The following is a 17,256-nucleotide window of genomic DNA, read 5'->3' as shown; positions in this document are numbered from 1 at the left end:
TATGAAAAAGAAATTTATAACAGCGTTGCTATTATCCGGACTATTTTTGGGTTCCTGTAACAGTGCCTTGGACCTCAATCCTTTGGATCAGATTGCTTCGGACAACTATTTTAGCAAAAAATCGGATTTTGATAATGCCTTGGCCGGTGTTTACGCTTCGTTGCAGAGTGAGACGTTCTCTTATGGGATGCCTTTTCGGGACTGTCTGACCGACAATGGCTATAATCAGTTCAATTCAGGTAGCGTCAACGAAATCGTTGGCGGCAATTTAAATCCAACAACAGGTGGCTACGAAACCGGTATCTATAATGATGCATACGTAGCGATAGGCAGAGCAAATCGTTTGATCGAGAAATTACAAAGCTATGCAGGGGCAGACATAAACGATGCAGAGAAAAAGAAAATGGAAGCTGAAGCCCGCTTTATCCGTGCTTTCGTTTATTTCCAATTGTACAGTATCTATGGTGAGGTGCCGCTTGTGCTGACTCCCCTCAATCTGGAGAATCAGCGTCAGCCAAAGGAAAGTGCAGAGAATATACTAAAACAGATTCGAGCTGATCTGGATTTTGGGATCGCCAACTTAGCGCCTAAACCTTATTTCAATAATGGGGGGCATGCGGCCGCCAGTTCAGCAAAAGCCTTGAAAGCACGGGTTTTATTGTTTGCGGCTTATGGTGACAAAGGAGTGCCCGATTTAGCAATTTTGAAAGAGGTAAAAGACTTATGTACCGATATCATGAAAGAGTATACCCTGAGTACGGCTTTTGAAAATGTCTTTCGCGATGCGACACAAAAGAATAATACCGAGATTATCTTTTCGGTCAATTTTCTGGCACCGAATAATACTACCCCTTGGGACATGTACCTAGGCGATTGGATTGCTGCTTCGCCTTTACAAAACCTGGTGGATACCTATGAATGCAAAGATGGTTTGCCTTTTGGTGAATCACCGTTGACCGACCGAACCAACCCGTTCAAAGATAGGGATCCGCGCCTGAGCAAAACAATTTTTGTGGACCATCCTGATTTTGGCGGCGGTAAGATCCATACACCGTCCAATCCGCGGCCTACAGGTTATGGGGTGTTGAAATTTTTGGATCCGGCCAACCTACCTTTTGGTTTTTCAACATTGAGCCAACAGGATGCGGTTATACTGCGGTTTGGCGAGGTGTTATTGATGTATGCCGAAGCACAAAATGAAATAGCCGGGCCAGATCAATCGGTTTATGATGCCATGAATACTTTGCGGAGTCGGGTTCAGATGCCTGGGTTCCCTGCCGGTTATACCAAGGAAAAAATGCGCGACCGTATCCGCCACGAAAGAAGAGTCGAACTTGCTTTTGAAGGACTACGGCATTACGACCTGATTCGTTGGCATATTGCGGGTGAAGTACTCAATGCTGTCAAAGACAGTAAAGTGCCCTATCATTTCGAAGATAAATTCTATCGCTGGCCATTACCACAAACAGAAATTGAGAAAAGCGCAGGGATACTGATTCAGAATCCAAACTATAAATAACAAGACTTTTTGCCTTCTTCTGATCGGCAATTTCCTAAACCAATCACAGCAGCGCGCACGAAATCTTTTCGATGCGCGCTATTTTTGGCGGTGATAACGATTACTGTAAAGGGATCAACACATTCTGTTCCAAGCGTACAGGGACATGCTTCACCGAGGTAAAACCGTCTTCCTTAGAAACGATGTTGGAAAGATCGAGTCCTCTTTTGGAGAACGTACTGATCAAAGCTGTTCTAAAGGTAGCTTTTGATGATCCCCAGCCTTGTCCTAAGATGGTGTCATTGTTAAGCTGTATGAGTTCATCCGTTGAATAATAACTGAATTTTTCCAGTAAGTGTTGGTAAAGATTTGTTGTAGTAGCCATACAATTTAAAAATTTAAAGGATTAAACCATAAACTGTATCCAGATCTTTGTGGGAAAATAATCGTTCTGCAACGTTTATTTTGGTCGAAACCCGTATTAATTTACCACCGCGGTGCCTGCACTCGGTTGGTATTGCATCATGCAATTCTGAATACTCTATAAATATAGTAGAGTATTTTTTATTATAAAAAATATTTTTGTTTTTAAGGGTAAATGAGCGTTAAAATCAGTACAAGGGAGGTCAAAGTGGGGGCAGGTTGTTGTTTTTGATTTGGTTATGAAGCGGATAGCTGGACGGTCAATTTATCATGCTACTGTAATCTCATTTAAAATACTTTAATAAATAAAGATAAGACGATACTTTTGCGCCATGAATAGAATTGCGGAAATTAATGAATACATTGCTGCCGAACGCGAGGTATTATTGCAACACCCTTTGTATCGTAAGATCAAAACGATCAAGAATCTACGTTCTTTTACAGAAGGGCATGTTTACGCTGTATGGGATTTTATGTCTTTACTAAAAGCTTTACAGATTAAATTGACCTGTACGACTTTACCCTGGTTTGCGAGCGAGCATCCATCAACACGCTATCTGATCAACGAAATTGTATTGGCAGAGGAGTCGGACGAATACATTGATGGCCGCCGTTTGAGCCATTTTGAAATGTATCTGGACGCCATGGATGCCATGGGTGCCGATCTTCATCTGGTCAATAAATTTATCGGTCATGCCAAAAAATCGAGCGACATATTCGATGTCATCGCGACGACAACATTGGATAAGCGGATCAAAGACTTTTTGAATTTTACATTTGAAGTGATTGCTGAAGGTGAGGTGCATAAAATTGCTGCCGCCTTTACGTTCGGGCGTGAAGATCTTATTCCGGGAATGTTTACCTCTATCTTGGAAGAAATTAAAACAAATTTCCCTACAGCCAATTTGGATAGCTTTATTTATTATTTCCAGCGTCATATTGATCTGGACGGCGACGAGCATGGACCTTTGGCCATGCAGATGATCACAGATCTTGCGAAGGACGATGACGTTAAATGGGCAGAAATGAAGGAGATCAGTAAAATCGCGCTACAAAAAAGAATACAATTGTGGAATGCAATAGAAGATTCTTTATACGGATAATCTGGTTTTATACCATCCCCGAAAGGCCTCTCAAATGTTGATTTGAGAGGCCTTTTTTATAGGCTGTAAAAAGAGTAGCGCAAACCCTATTTGGCAGATATTGGTCTTTTTGCTTGAATTGATGAAAAAATGTCTTTTTTCCATAACATATTGGCGTTTGTGAAGAAATCCAAGTTGTAATAAGTGTCTAAGTTTGCAACGCAAAAAAATAATAGAGCACACGTGAACTTTTTTCCTCCCCATTGGGCAAAAGGAATACTAACTATGGGATTGTTAGTATTCACTATTTCGGACACCTTCGCCCTCGATTCTTTGCGTATGTCCCTGAAAGACATGATCGACAAAGCACTCCAGAACAGTAAATACGTCGAGCAGTCCTATTTGCAGCTCAAAGAAAGTGAGGTGGCAGTCCAGCAGCAACGCATGGAACTGCTGCCCAAAATCTCCGCCAGAGCTTCTGCCAGTTATGCGAGTAATATGCCTGTTTATGATCAAGGCCTTTTAAATAAACCCTCCCAGCATGATATCATTCACTACTTGTACGATAGCGGTTTGGATTTTTATCTGAATCTCTACAATGGGCATCGCGATCTGATGAAAATTGAGTCCAAAAAATTGGAAAATGAGCTGGCCCGGATCGATTGGAAGAATGCGGCGGCGCAGACGAAATTGGAGGTTTGCAATCTTTTTTTGGATTTGGAACTGTCGTATAGTAATAAATCTCTAATCGAGCAGGATATTGCTGATCAACGGGTACAACTCCAGGAGATTGAACATCTGTATACGGCGGGTGTTGTCTTGCACAGTGACGTTTTGCGTATTTCGTTAGAACTTTCGAAACGGGAACTGTTGCTCGTTCAGATCGGTCATGATATTCAGGCTGCAAATCAGAAACTACAGCTTATTGGAGGCATTACAGCGGAGATTATCCCCTTGAGCGAGCCTTTTAAAGTGGAAAGCCCCAGTTATGAAACGCTTGTTGCCGAAGCGCGAAGCCATGCTTTTTCCCTCCAAAAATCCGAACAGGAAGTTGTTTTGAAGAAATTATCAGTCAAACAGGCCCGATCAAATTATCTTCCTGAATTGGGGTTGACCAGCACATTTACTTTTGCCAATCCCCAGGTTTTCCTTTATCCCTATAACCCCAGCTGGTATAATCTGAGTATTACAGGGCTTAAATTAAACATACCAATATCAGCTATTTATCTCAATAGGAATGTGGTGCGCGGAGCACAAATAGCCTTAGACCGGCAACAGGTGAAACACCATCATGAGGAGGAAATTCTGGAAAATCAGTTGTTACAGGCGCTCTTGGATTATCAATTGGCGATCAAACAGCAGGACGTCTGCCAAAACAATAAGGCACTGGCACTGGAAAATGCACGGATTATAAAGAACAGGTATTTTAAATCATCGGCGCTGATTACAGATCTTCTAGATGCGGATATGCAATACTTAAAAACACTTTTTGATCTTGAAACCGCACATATTGCGCTACAGAAACATTATTATTTTATCGAATTTTTAAAGGGTACTATCTAATGAAACCTAAATCACGCAGATCAGTTGTGGAAGCACAACTCACTCGAATCACCAACTGGTTGGCTGCAATTGTCTTGTTGGCATTATTGTTATGGGGCGCTAACACCTTATGGATGCGCGCGCGGTATACCTACACCAATGATGCGCAAGTAACACAGTACATCAATCCCATTGTTTCCCGCGTAGGAGGTTATGTGGTTTCTGTGCATTATCACGATCACCAATTGGTTAAACGAGGTGATACCCTATTGCTTATTGATAATAAGGAATATAAATATGAGGCGGATCAGGTAGCTGCATCAGTCAATAAGGAAGCAGCAGAGATCAATGTTCTTCATAGTCAAAAAGAAATCCTCCAGGCAGAGCATGAATCTTTGCGGACATCCATTGCTGCTGGCGAGGCACGTGTAACGAAACAACAATTGGAGTATGATCGATACAATTACCTGTTTCAAGAAAAGTCTGCAACAGCACAGCAGCTGGAGGATGTAAAAGCGACTTTGGATGTCTACAAGAGTGAACTGGCTTCGTTAAAACATAAATTGCAGGCTTCACAGGAAAGGGTGCACGATGTGGACATGAAAAAAGGTGTCGTTGATGCCGAGCGCGTTCGTTTGACTGCAGCTGTTGGCCGCAAGCGGCTTGATGTTGGGTATACCGTTATTCGCGCACCCTACGATGGGCAGATTGGCAAACGCACCATTGAAAAAGGTCAAATGATAAGTGCTGGTGAAGTTTTGGGCTTTATCGTCAATAGAGAAACCCCAACCTGGGTGACGGCTAATTTTAAGGAGACACAGCTGCGCTATTTGCATCTTGGCAATAGGGTGGAGGTAGTGGCGGATGCCTATCCGGATCAGAAATTTTATGGCAAAATTATTTCCATCTCCCCGGCTACAGGATCAGCTTTCTCCCTTTTACCGCCAGATAATGCAACGGGCAACTTTGTGAAGATTGTACAACGCGTACCTGTTCGCATTGAGCTGGATAAGCAAAGGGGAGCTCAACAGCTTCTTTCGGGAATGAATGTAAATGTCTCGGTATCAAAAAAACAGCCATAGTGAAAGGTATTTTTAAGGAGTGGGTGCCGGAGTGGTTGATCAAGCTTATCCTGTTTAGTAGTCTAATGCCTAGCATGGTCTTATTTTTCCTGCCGGGAGCCAATACAAATGTCACTGCTGGATTTTATGGGGCGCAACCCAGTGACATCCAGTTTCTGATCATTTTGTTTTATGCAGGTTTTGTTGGATTCTACGTGTTGGAACGACGCTTTTTTTTATACTTTCCCATTAAGCAATATTATATTATCTTTCATCTGCTACAGCTATTGAATTGCTTTTTGATGTACAGTATCAGGGATATTAGCTGGGTATACGGGCTGCGTTTTTTTCAAGGGATGTTGTTTGCTTCTGCCGTAAACTTATCGATCTCCATGATATTTTCCAGGTTGAAAAGTGATCGGGCCAAGGAAGTGAGTTACGCTGTCTTTTTCGGCTTACTATTATGTAGCTCGCCTTTTAATACGTTTGTTACGGCTGAATTTATCGATTCATTCAATTTTGATCAGCTCTATCTATACGCTGCATTATCATTTGTACCGGGTTTATTGCTCATTATGCTAACGATGCGCTCCATACGGCATATACGTCCTTACCCCTTATTTTCATTAGACTGGGCTAGCTGTATTTTCTATAGCCTTGTGATCGTCAGTTTTGGCTATCTAATGGTGTATGGACAGGAAGTGTATTGGTTTAACGATCAGCAGCTACTTATTGTATTTGCGCTGGGGATGACGCTGCTTACTCTTTTTATTGTTCGGCAAATGGTTCTCAAACGTGTTTATGTGCATTTGGCGATTTTTAAAAACAGAAATTTTCTCTTGGGACTGTTGATTTTGTATATGATGTATATCGAGCGCTTCTCCCTGACCATCTCAAATCAATATCTCGAACAGGTAATTCAACTTGATCCCATTCATTTGTCCTATATCCAATGGTTTAATATTGCTGGTATTGTCGCCGGTGTACTGGGCTCATTGTATTGGATGCTTGGGCAACGTCCCGTAAAATGGATTTGGATTCTGGGCTTCTGTTGCTTGCTGCTGTTTCACCAATGGATGTTTTTCTCCTTTGAGGGGCAGGGTAATGATGCGCATTTTTGGATACCATTAGTTTTACATGGACTCGGAGTTGGGCTTATTATGGTACCGACCATCTTATTTTGCATTACGAGTGTTAGCCCTCAATTGGGCGCTTCAGCAGCAGCGATCTGTCTCGCTATCCGGTACTTGGGTTACACGAGTAGTATCGGTTTACAGAATTTTTTCAAGTTGTTTGAACATGCCCAGCACCAGCAGGTGTTTAGGGATCGAACGGAAGTGGGCAATCCCTTATTTCGGGAGTACCTGCAGCAGGAATCTGTCAGCATTTTGCAGCATGGACTGCAGTATAAGGAACATACGGCGGCTTTAAAGCTCGTTGCTGAGCGGATCAAGATCCAATCTTTTGTGCGTTATGCCATGGATTATTATGAAATCATGTCCATGATCAGTATCAGCATACTTTTGCTGATACTGATCTCGCCTTCCTTGAAAAGCATGTATAAGAAACTAGGAAAAAACAGAATTTCTCCAGCTTAGATCTCCTGAATATCCCATATTCCAGCTGTACGTTGGAGTTCGACCAAGGCGATCGCATAGTTGTAACGGGCTTCATAATAGCTAAGCTGGGTTTCATTGTAGGTCCGTTGGGCATTTAAAACTTCCAGTAGGGATGTATCGCCTCTTTTATAGCTGTAAACCTTTCCTGCTAAAATTGCCTTTGCTTCCGATAGCATAGCGCTGTCAAATAGCTGTACCTGTTTTTGAGCGGCCTGGTAGGAGAGGAACGCTTGCGTAACTTCGATTTGAATGCGTAGGAGGACTTCCTGATAGGCAATCTCATCTTGATCGATCTTAAATTTTGCAGCTTTCAGATCACCTGTGTTAAAATTCGAGAACTTGAGCGGAATGGAGATGCCTGCATTTACAGCTGTAAACTGGGGCGTTGGGGCGGTTTCATTTCGCGCTTCACCATTATAGGTGACGCCGACTGAAAGCCCGAGATCTATTATCCGATTGGCTTGGGCCAATTGGAGCAGGCGTTTTGAAAGCTGTTTATTTTGCAGGGCAACTTTTAGATCGCTGCGGTCATTTTGGGCTACTCTAACCAGTTCATCTAAGTGGTAGGTACGGTCCAAATGGTTGAAAGCATCCAGGGATAATACCGTTGTCGTGACGGAGCTATCTGCCATAAACAAGGAGAGGTTTGCAAGGGCGGATTTCCAGGTAGCTTCTGTTGCCAGCAACGTATTGTGCATATTGGCGGCTTCCAGTTTAGATTGACGGAAATTAATTTCAGGGATGCTCCCCAATTGATACCGAATACTATCCGATATGGCCAATTGCCTAAGTTGCTGATAGGAATTTTGGTTTATTTTCAGCAGGAATGCCTGCTGCTTTGCTGTTAAAAATGCAAGTGTAGCGTCGGCACGTAAATTTCGGAAATAGTCTGCGAGCAGTAAACGGGTTACTTCGGCTTCATCTTTGGCCAGGTTTATCCGTGCTTTTCGTTTAGCCCCCAGCTCCAGTGTCAATGCAATTCCCGCATTATAGCCCCGGCCAAGTTGCTTTGTACGTTCACTATTATCAAAAATACCCATATTAAATTCAGGATCTGGAAATACCCTGGCGCTAATGATATTGGCTTCAGCAATGCTGAGGTTGAATTTTTCGGCGGCGTAGCCCAGATTATTTTTAGCGACTGTATGGATGAATTTTGAATAGTCGAGTTGCTGCCCTGTCACTTCTGACACGCTGCTATTCCTATCCTGAGCGATTGCTGTATGGTATAGCGCGAGTATAAAAAGAAAAAAGGTAAAGCTTTTCTTTGTTAAAATATGTTGCTTGTTCATGATCATCGACGTGTTTGAATGTTCTGTTTTAATGATTCTTTTATTAAAGTACGAGGGCGCTCCTTGACACATGAAATAAGTAGCCCGATCGAACCCTCAGCGGATGTGATTGCTGTATAGGGTTGGCTGAAACCTTTTTAATGTTCAGGTTGAATCCATTCGAAACAGCTTGCTTTCTGTTGTTTCGAATGGTTGAATTTGTATTTATTCTACTGGTTTTTTTTGTGTGGTGCTGTTACGTTCTAAAAGATAATAGAGCGGGGGAAGCACAAATAGGGTAAGAATGGTCGAAAATAGCAGACCGTAGACAATTACTGTTGCCAAAGGGCGCTGTACATCCGATCCGATCCCTGTTGCCAGCGAAGCCGGAAGCAAACCAAGTATGGCCACTGTGGCGGTCATCAAAACGGGACGAAAACGACTAAAAGCGCCTTGTGTTACAGCTTTATGTAGGGATAATCCATTTTTGCGTAATACATTCATCTGTGAAAGCATCAAGACACCGTTTTGTATGGCGACACCGAATAAGGCAATAAAACCGACTGCCGACGACACGTTGAGCGTCATGCCACGAACATGGAGCGCGAGCATTCCGCCAAAAAGTGCCAAAGGTACGATGCCCATTAAAAGACCTGCCTGTCTAAATGAACCAAATGTGCCGTACAACAAGATAAATATAATGGCCAATGTCAATGGGACGATAATGGCAAGCCGGCTGTAAGCGCGCTGCTGATTTTCAAATTGTCCGCCCCATTTTAACCTGATTTTATGTGGGTCATAGGATATATTCTTGGCAATGGCCTGCTGTGCTTCGGTGAGGAATGTCCCTAGATCCCGACCACGGACATTTAAACGAACCGTCAATTGGCGATTGTTGCGCTCGCGCGAAATCATACTTTCTCCCGTATTAAGTTTAATGGTTGCCACCTGAGCTAGTGGGATACGGTTTCCATTTTCGGGATACAGCATTAAGTTGCCAATTTTTTCGGGCGAATTCCTGTTTTCCTCCGGATATTGACAGGTAATATCATACACTTTGATTCCTTGATAGACCTGGGCAACGGCTTTTCCGCCGATAGCAATCTGAATTAGGTCGGTCACGTCAGCAATGTTCAATCCGTATTGTGCTATTTTATCGCGATCGGCGATAATCTGCAACTGGGGGAGTGGTGGCTCCTGATCAATGGCCAGATCGACGGCTCCCTTCACGTGTTGGAGCGTCGTGATAAGTTCCTCGGCGACCCTGCGGTTTTCTCTTAAATCATCACCGAATATTTTGACAACGAGCTCACTATGGGCGCCAGCGATTTTGTCCATGACACCGTCGATCATGGGTTGGGAAAAAGCAACATTGAATCCGGGCATTTTCGCATATGTTGCAGCGAGTTCATTGATCAGGTCTTCCTTGGTTTTGCCCCACTTCCATGTTGTGTAGGGTTTTAATCCCACACTAACTTCGAAATGAGAGGGAGTCCAGGCATCGGTACCATCGTCATTACGTCCCGCCTGAACCATGACATAGGAGATCTCTTCGTATTGAAGTGTGCGAGCACGTAGGGTATCACTCATTTCTTTGGACTTTTCAACCGTGATGCCGGGGGGCAGCGAAACCTGAAGCCAGATTGAACCTTCATCCAATGTGGGAAGAAAGTCCTTGCCAACGGAGGCGGTGAGCAAACCTGTGGCCAGTAATACGATGACCAATGGAATAAAAACTCGTTTGGGAGCTCGCATCACCTTTTCTATCGCGGATTGATAAGCAGCAGTCAATTTTGCCAACCATTTGTTGTGAAAGATTTTTTGGGGTTTGCGATAGATCAAATAGGCCAACCCGGGTATAAGTACAAGAGCGACAGCCAAGGCACCGAAGAGGGCATAGCCTACGGTATAGGCCATCGGCGTAAAAAGTTTCTTCTCGACACGTTCAAATGCAAATAAAGGAAGGTAGGCTGTAATAATAATCAGCGTCGCAAAGAATATAGGTTTGGCAACTTCAGCAATTTTCTGTGCGACGGTTTTTTCCTGCAGGAGACCTTCCGGTTCATCCTCCCTTTTTTTAAGAATGGTTTCGAGTATAACGATAGCGCCATCCACGATAATCCCAAAATCAATTGCCCCTAAGGAAAGCAAATTGGCGGGAATATGGGTGAAATGCATCAGAATAAAGGCAATCAGCAGGGACAATGGAATTGTGATGGCCACCAGGAGTGCGCCACGCCAGCTGCCTAGAAAAATAATGAGGACAAAAATAACCAGCATCATGCCTTCCAGGAGGGTTTTGGAAACAGTATGTAGTGTGTTGTCAACTAAGCTTGTTCTATCAAGCACAACATGTATTTTTACACCCTCAGGAAGAATGTTGTCGTTTAGTTCGCGGACCGTTGCATTTACACCCGCCAAAACAGCAGAAGGATTCTCATTTTTTAATAGCAGGACAATCCCTTCGATGTTATCCGAGTAATTGGCCCCACGTTTATCCGAGTATCCTAGGGCACCTTTGCGGGCTAGATTTCCAAGTTTGATCTGACCGAGGTCACGCATATATATGCGATTTCCGTCGGTGGATTTTACGACGATGTTGCCCAAATCATCCAATGTCTTGACCAGACCGATGCCACGGATGACGTACGACTGATCCCCACGGTTCATCACACTGCCGCCGGCATTGGCATTATTGCTTTCGATCTTGGCGACAACTTCGGCAAGCGAAATTTCGTATTGATCAAGCTTTTTAGGATCCAGTTCCACCTGGAACTGTGTGGTAATTCCACCAAAATTGGTTACATCAGCAACGCCCGAAACTTGTTTAATTTTGGGAATAATGACAAAATTTTGGAGATCCGTCAACTGTCGTAAATCGTGGGTTTTACTTTCAAGAATATAACGGAAGATCTCACCTGTAGGTGAAGTCAGGGGGTCCAATCCAGGACTGGCACCATAAGGAAGGGCTAAATCAGCAAGACGCTCCTGTATGCGGGCTCTTGCCCAATAATCTTCAACACCATCTTTGAAGACAATCGTGACCATGGATAAGCCAAAAGTCGTTTTACTGCGCATCACTTCCATTCCAGGCAAACCATTGATGGCTTGCTCGATGGGGATGGTGATCTGTTGTTCCATTTCTTCGGCAGCCAAGCCCGGTACCTGGGTTACGATCTGTGACGATACATCAGCTATATCGGGATAGGCTTCAACCGAAAGTTGTCGCCAGGCATAGTAACCGAAAAAGCCGATCAATAGAAAGGATGCGGCGATCACCCATCTCTTTGCAATGATATGGCCAATCAATTGTTTAATATTCATGTGTTTCTATTTTAAAAGTTGAAAGCCTGAGCCCATTACAAGCTGGGTGTTAAATAAAAGGCACCTTCACCAACAATCTGTTCCTGCGGAAGCAGGCCGGTTAAAATCTGGATTGCATCACCTTCTGTTACCCCAGTAGTGACATAGCGCTTGACGAAGGTATTGGAGGACGTTTTGACCCAAACAAAACTCTTATCGTTAAATTGAAATACAGATTTTGCCGGAATAAAAAGTGTCGAAGTCATACGCTGTTCGAATTCGGCATTGACATACATCCCTGGTTTTAATGTACGGTCGGTATTTTCGCATGCAATGAGGACTTCAATATTTCGGCTTGATTCGTCGACAAATTGATTGATATGAATAATTTTCCCATGTATTTTTTTATCGGGGATAGCATCTGTACGAACGTCAACATGCGCAAGTTGATTGATGGCCGGCAGGTCTTTTTCTTTGATGTAGGCCGATACCCAGACCTTTGACAATTCAGCAATGCGGAGCAATGCTGGAGCGTCTTCTTTCGTGTATTGACCAAGGACAATTGAACTACTTAAAATTTCCCCTTGAATAGGTGAACGGACGAGGAGAGGCTGGCCGAGAACAATATTGGTCAGGTTGCTGTCGAATATTTTTAATGCAGCCCTGGCATTTCCAAGGGCAGCGTCGCTCATTGCAAAATTTGTTTCCGCTTCTTCGAGTTCTTTTTTGGTGCCAACACCATGCGTGATTAAATCTTTTTGGCGCTTTAACATATGTTCAGCAAGCATATAGGCTTGTTTGGCATCGAGATAGGCCCTTTGCGCCTCAAAATAGTCGGATGAACTAATTGAAAATAAAGGCGTGTTGATGGCTACTTTTTGACCAAGATTCGTATGCGACTTGATTATCCGTCCAGCAAAAGGTACGGGAATCTCCACATAGCTGCTGGGAATAATCTTCACTGTAGCAGCTGCATTTAGTTTCAGCGCATGTTGGGCATTGGTCGCCGTAACAAATTTGAGCTTCGATAACAGGGACGTATTTTCACTGACGGTCACGGTATCTCCAGCTGTGCTGATGGTCGGCGATTGGCTGGGACCTTCGGAAGACTGGCTGTTGCACGCATGCAGCAACAGCAGAACAGGGATCCAATTCATGTACTTCAAGGATTGGGTCGAATAGTTGATTGTACGGTTAATCATACCGCAAAACTATCCACCTGCTCCCGATATGCCGGTTAGAGAGGCTTTAGAAAAAAATTAGAATTTTATTAGAATAGGGAGCGATGTGGGATATCAATGCTAAAAACACTTCCAATACCTTTTGTCGACCGGATACCGATCTCGCCTTGGTGAAGAAGGACAATTTTTCGTGTGAGTGAAAGACCAATACCATTTCCTTCGCTATAGTCTTTGTTGTTGCCGCGATAAAAAGGCGTAAATATTTGGGGAAGATCGACCGGGTCAATGCCTATTCCGTCATCTTTAAATTCGAGGTGAATCCTACTTTCATCCGATTTGATGGCGATTAGACATTTTTGATTGGACGAAAATTTACAGGCGTTTTCAATGAGGTTGACAAAGGCGACCTGCAATAGATATTCATTTGCATTGATGGATAGGAGTTTTTCATCTTCAATCGCTGGATCGACGAAAACGTCAAGTTTATAATGTGGATTTAACTGAAGAACCTGTTGGCATGCATCAATTAGTATTTCGTCAATGCGTAAGGTCTTAAACGCTATTTCGGAACTGTCGTAACTTGCTTTGGCAAAATCAAGCAAACTATTAAATAGTTTCTTAAGCTTCTGGGCATCATTTAGTGTATTGTCGATGACTGTTTTATACTCCACTATACTACGGTCCTTATTGGCAGAAATCTCGAGCTCTGCAATCATTGCGGCCAATGGGGTTCTGAGTTCATGTGAGATATTGGAAACAAAATGCTTTTGGGCATCAAAGGAGTTCTCGAGGCGGTCGAGCATCGCATTGAATGTACTGGCCAACTCGGCAAGCTCGTCTTTATTTCCGCTACTCGTAAGCCGGGCATCTAAGCTTGTCGCAGAAATGGTTTTTACGCGTTGTGTCATTTCCAGAATAGGTTGAAAGACTTTTTTGGAAAAGAATATTCCTGCTGCATAGATCAGAAATATAGCCAAGATGAAAACCAGAAGAATAGTCGACAACAGACTGTTTAGTTTATTGTAGCCATATTGGTCATAGGCAGCTGCAGTAATGAGGTAAGTTTTGTTTTTATACGGAAAGGTCATGCCAATGACTTGCCATTTATCCTGATAGAATTTTATTTCCTTATTTTTTAGAATATTCTGCAGCATGGCTGGTGTCTCTTTGACAAAATCAATATCTACGGCATCATGATATAAGAGGTCAAAACGGGTGTCGTAAATTGCAACCTCGACTTCGTTGAGAATTTTGCGGTTGTTGTGGTAGATATCTTCTAAGGTCTTTTTGTCAACTTTTGCATTCAAAAAAAGGTTTGCTTTGGTGTAAGCTTCTTTTTTCAAAAGGGCGTAAAATTCTTTTTCCCGATTCTCCACCGCTGAGAAATAGATTGTGCTGGCGAATATCAGCAATATTGTCGCTGTAATCAGCGTGTATAATATAGAGATTCGGGTTCTGATTCGCATTAGTCTTGTTTTAACATAAAGCCCATTCCAGATTTGGTATGGATATATTTTGTCGCAAAATCTTTGTCGATTTTTTTACGTAGATAGTTGATGTAGACATCAATGAAATTCGTCCCGGTATCAAAATGAGTTTCCCACACTTTTTCTGCAATTTCTGTTCTCGAAAGCACGCGTTCGGGATGTTGTAATAAATAATGGAGTAATTTGAACTCCTTGGGTGTCAAATGGATTTCGGTATTATTCCTTTTGACATTTTTGGTATGGAGGTTCATTTCCAGATCACCATAACGCAAGATTGTTCCCGTGAGGGTATCTTGTTTTTGATATCTTTTGAGCAGGACTCTGATGCGGGCGAGCAGTTCACGCATTTCAAAAGGCTTGACCAGATAGTCATCCGCTCCGGCGTCAAAACCTTCAATTTTATCATCTGTAGTTCCTAATGCCGTTAACATGATAATGGGAACATCGGGTTTGATATGACGAATTTCTTTGCAGAGATCCAATCCATCCATCTTAGGGAGCACGATATCGGTTATGATAAGATCAAAGTCGTGTTGTAGGGCCATTTTCTTCCCAGATATACCGTCGTAGGCAATAGCTGTCTGAAATTCATTTTCATCAAGTCCGCGTTTGATCAATCCTGCGACACGTACGTCATCTTCGACTAGGAGAATCTTCATATAAGGAAAAACGTTAAAAGCCTCGATGCATCGAAGTTTAATTATGACACCAAATCATGGGCTATCCATGCATCGCTTATACAAAAGTATCAAACTAAGTTAAATTTAAACGGATATGCAAATAAAACTTTCCAGGGAATACTTTTGGAATTTTAAAAATGAATGGAAAAAATATGCTGATTATTTTCAAAATGATAATCGACAGTCCAGCCCTGATACCTGGCGATTTCAGTTATGATTGCCAGCCCTAAACCACTGCCTTGGCTGTTTTTTGAAAGCTTGGAAAATCTCTTGAAGAGAAGTTTTTTATCTAAGGCTGTTGACCCGGGGTTATGTACCCTTAAAGCTGCTTGAGTCAGGTGTATCGCAATGGTGTCGTTGGCATTACTGTAACGTATGGCGTTTAGGAGTAGATTGTTGATCAGGATTTCGGTCAGGCTACTATTTCCTGTAAGCAGGACCGAAGGCTCTATATCTTGTAGCAGCAGTAGATTTTTTAGCTCAAAGTGCTCTTGCATGACTTCAATACACTGCGAAACCAGCGTGTCCATAGAAATACTTTCTGAGTGATCGAATTGACTATTATCTATCTTGGCAAGCAGCAGCAGATTGCGGTTAATTCGGCTACTGCGTGAAAGCGCTTTATGCATATCTTCAAAAAGTTGGTACTGCTCATTGCTTAGATCCGGAGATTGCAATAAGATATCTAACTTATTTTTTAGGATAGCCAACGGTGTTTGCAATTCATGTGAAGCATTTTCGGTGAATTCCTTTTGTGATCGGTATACGGCCAGGTTTTGTTCGAGAAGCTTAGACAAGGATTGATTGAGTTCGTGGAATTCTATCGTATCCGTTTGCTGAAAGCTAATCTGTTGTTGACTATTGAGATTAAAGGCCTTTAACTTGTTTACGGTATCGCGAAATGGTTTCCAGAGTCGAAGTGATATTTTTCGGGAAAGAATAAGTAATCCAATGACTAAGATAACAAAGAAAAATAGCGTCGTCGCTGCGATAGCGGCGATAGTCTCTACAGATTCTTCAATATTTGTTTGTACAGTAAAGCGATAGGATACACCGTTGATCTGAATAACAGAAGACAGGCATCTAAATCGGTCAATTGTCTTTGGTTCGACAAAACGCTGTGGTTTTTCAATGGTATAAACACTATCTTGTAATAAATCACCGGGCCTCACTTTCTGTATGTTGGTTTCAGGTTGTATGCTATTCCATAAAGCAATGCTGGCTTGGAGCCTATCTTCAGACAGCTGTAATCTGTTGAGTTCGTAAGCTGTTTTTTTTACAATAATTTCGTTATGTTCGTCCAGCTCACTTTTCCATATACCGTCGATCACAAAGTAATAAACGGGAATACTGACACCAAGTACAATCAATACATAGAGTAGAAAGGGGGTCGTTATTTTGCGGAGTAGGGGTTTCATCTCATTGATTTAATTTTCCCACTTGTAACCCGTACCGTATACTGTCTTAATATAGGGTTGGCTTCCGGCGTCCTGCAATTTCTTCTTTAGATTTTTGACATGGGCATACACAAAGTCATGGTTGTCGAGCATATCAGCAATGTCGCCAGACAGGTGTTCGGCCAAGGTGCTTTTGGAAATCACTTTATTTTTGTTGCCGATAAAAAACATGAGTAGATCGAATTCTTTTTTCGTCAGTACGATGGGCAGCTCATTGACGATCACCGTTTTTGCGAGGAGATCAATCTGTATTTCATTTTGCACAACAATATTTGCGCTGTTGAATTGTTTGCGACGTATCAGCGAATAGATTCGTGCTGTAAGTTCAGATAAGTGAAAAGGCTTGGTTAGATAATCGTCGGCTCCCAATTGTAGTCCGTGTATTTTGTCGTCCAAGGCATTTTTTGCAGAAATGATGATCACGCCATCTTGCTTTCGCTGCGCCTTTAATTCTTCCAGCAATTTTAAACCATTTCCATCTGGTAGACCGATGTCCAGTAAGATACAATCGTACTGGTATAGCTGAATTTTGTCCAGAGCATCCTGCAAAGTTGGCGCAAATTCGCATAAATAGTGTTGTTCGCTAAGATATGTTGCGATGCTTTTGGCCAGTTCCAATTCGTCTTCTATGATCAAAATCTTCATATCGTAA

General features: G+C 42.6%; 13 protein-coding genes and 1 riboswitch. Of the genes, 5 read left to right on the top strand and 8 right to left on the bottom strand.

Annotation, left to right across the window (positions count from 1 at the left end):
* Window position 1 precedes the first annotated feature (1 nt).
* Window positions 2–1,519, top strand: coding sequence for a RagB/SusD family nutrient uptake outer membrane protein (locus tag B3P16_RS07850; protein ID WP_286842264.1), 1,518 nt, complete (start codon window positions 2–4; stop codon window positions 1,517–1,519).
* 100 nt (window positions 1,520–1,619) lie between these two features.
* On the opposite strand, the gene B3P16_RS07845 is transcribed toward B3P16_RS07850, so the two are convergent.
* Window positions 1,620–1,883: a hypothetical protein gene (locus B3P16_RS07845; protein ID WP_046675016.1), complete on the bottom strand. Its 264-nt coding sequence runs from the start codon at window positions 1,881–1,883 to the stop codon at window positions 1,620–1,622.
* 66 nt (window positions 1,884–1,949) lie between these two features.
* Window positions 1,950–2,043, bottom strand: a riboswitch (SAM-I-IV-variant riboswitch).
* 210 nt (window positions 2,044–2,253) lie between these two features.
* Between B3P16_RS07845 and B3P16_RS07840 the strand changes: the two genes are divergently transcribed.
* The 4 genes from B3P16_RS07840 to B3P16_RS07825 all read left to right on the top strand — a co-directional run bounded on the left by B3P16_RS07840 (window position 2,254) and on the right by B3P16_RS07825 (window position 7,204).
* The gene (locus tag B3P16_RS07840) at window positions 2,254–3,024 is read left to right on the top strand and encodes a DUF3050 domain-containing protein (RefSeq protein ID WP_046675017.1); all 771 of its coding nucleotides are present in this window, start codon (window positions 2,254–2,256) and stop codon (window positions 3,022–3,024) included.
* A gap of 264 nt (window positions 3,025–3,288) precedes the next feature.
* Window positions 3,289–4,566, top strand: coding sequence for a TolC family protein (locus B3P16_RS07835; RefSeq protein ID WP_286842261.1), 1,278 nt, complete (start codon window positions 3,289–3,291; stop codon window positions 4,564–4,566).
* Entirely contained in the window at window positions 4,566–5,627 is a 1,062-nt protein-coding gene (locus B3P16_RS07830) for an HlyD family secretion protein (protein ID WP_286842259.1), read from the top strand. The genes B3P16_RS07835 and B3P16_RS07830 overlap by 1 nt, the downstream gene beginning before the upstream one ends.
* On the top strand, window positions 5,627–7,204 hold the full coding sequence (locus B3P16_RS07825; protein WP_286842258.1) for a hypothetical protein: 1,578 nt from the start codon (window positions 5,627–5,629) through the stop codon (window positions 7,202–7,204). Before B3P16_RS07830 ends, B3P16_RS07825 begins: the two co-directional genes overlap by 1 nt.
* On the opposite strand, the gene B3P16_RS07820 is transcribed toward B3P16_RS07825, so the two are convergent.
* The 7 genes from B3P16_RS07820 to B3P16_RS07790 all read right to left on the bottom strand — a co-directional run bounded on the left by B3P16_RS07820 (window position 7,201) and on the right by B3P16_RS07790 (window position 17,249).
* Window positions 7,201–8,517 carry a TolC family protein gene (locus B3P16_RS07820; RefSeq protein WP_286842257.1) on the bottom strand — a complete coding sequence of 439 codons (1,317 nt, stop codon included), beginning with the start codon at window positions 8,515–8,517 and terminating at the stop codon, window positions 7,201–7,203. The two genes, B3P16_RS07825 and B3P16_RS07820, sit on opposite strands and share 4 nt — an antisense overlap.
* A 204-nt stretch (window positions 8,518–8,721) precedes the next feature.
* Window positions 8,722–11,820, bottom strand: coding sequence for an efflux RND transporter permease subunit (locus tag B3P16_RS07815; protein ID WP_286842255.1), 3,099 nt, complete (start codon window positions 11,818–11,820; stop codon window positions 8,722–8,724).
* 35 nt (window positions 11,821–11,855) lie between these two features.
* Window positions 11,856–13,001 (bottom strand): efflux RND transporter periplasmic adaptor subunit, encoded by a 1,146-nt coding sequence (locus B3P16_RS07810; RefSeq protein WP_286842254.1) that lies wholly within the window; start codon window positions 12,999–13,001, stop codon window positions 11,856–11,858.
* A gap of 68 nt (window positions 13,002–13,069) precedes the next feature.
* Complete coding sequence (locus tag B3P16_RS07805; RefSeq protein WP_286842252.1) at window positions 13,070–14,446, bottom strand: HAMP domain-containing sensor histidine kinase; 1,377 nt, start codon at window positions 14,444–14,446, stop codon at window positions 13,070–13,072.
* Window positions 14,446–15,126 (bottom strand): response regulator transcription factor, encoded by a 681-nt coding sequence (locus tag B3P16_RS07800; RefSeq protein WP_286842251.1) that lies wholly within the window; start codon window positions 15,124–15,126, stop codon window positions 14,446–14,448. Before B3P16_RS07800 ends, B3P16_RS07805 begins: the two co-directional genes overlap by 1 nt.
* A gap of 152 nt (window positions 15,127–15,278) precedes the next feature.
* Window positions 15,279–16,565 (bottom strand): sensor histidine kinase, encoded by a 1,287-nt coding sequence (locus B3P16_RS07795; protein WP_286842250.1) that lies wholly within the window; start codon window positions 16,563–16,565, stop codon window positions 15,279–15,281.
* A 9-nt stretch (window positions 16,566–16,574) separates the two neighbouring features.
* Window positions 16,575–17,249, bottom strand: coding sequence for a response regulator transcription factor (locus B3P16_RS07790; RefSeq protein ID WP_046675026.1), 675 nt, complete (start codon window positions 17,247–17,249; stop codon window positions 16,575–16,577).
* Between the last annotated feature and the right edge of the window lie 7 nt (window positions 17,250–17,256).

The organism is Sphingobacterium sp. UBA7631 (assembly GCF_002483935.1).
GTDB lineage: Bacteria > Bacteroidota > Bacteroidia > Sphingobacteriales > Sphingobacteriaceae > Sphingobacterium > Sphingobacterium multivorum.
The sequence above is the reverse complement of the archived record's forward strand: the minus strand, read 5'-3'. Positions and strand labels throughout refer to the sequence as shown.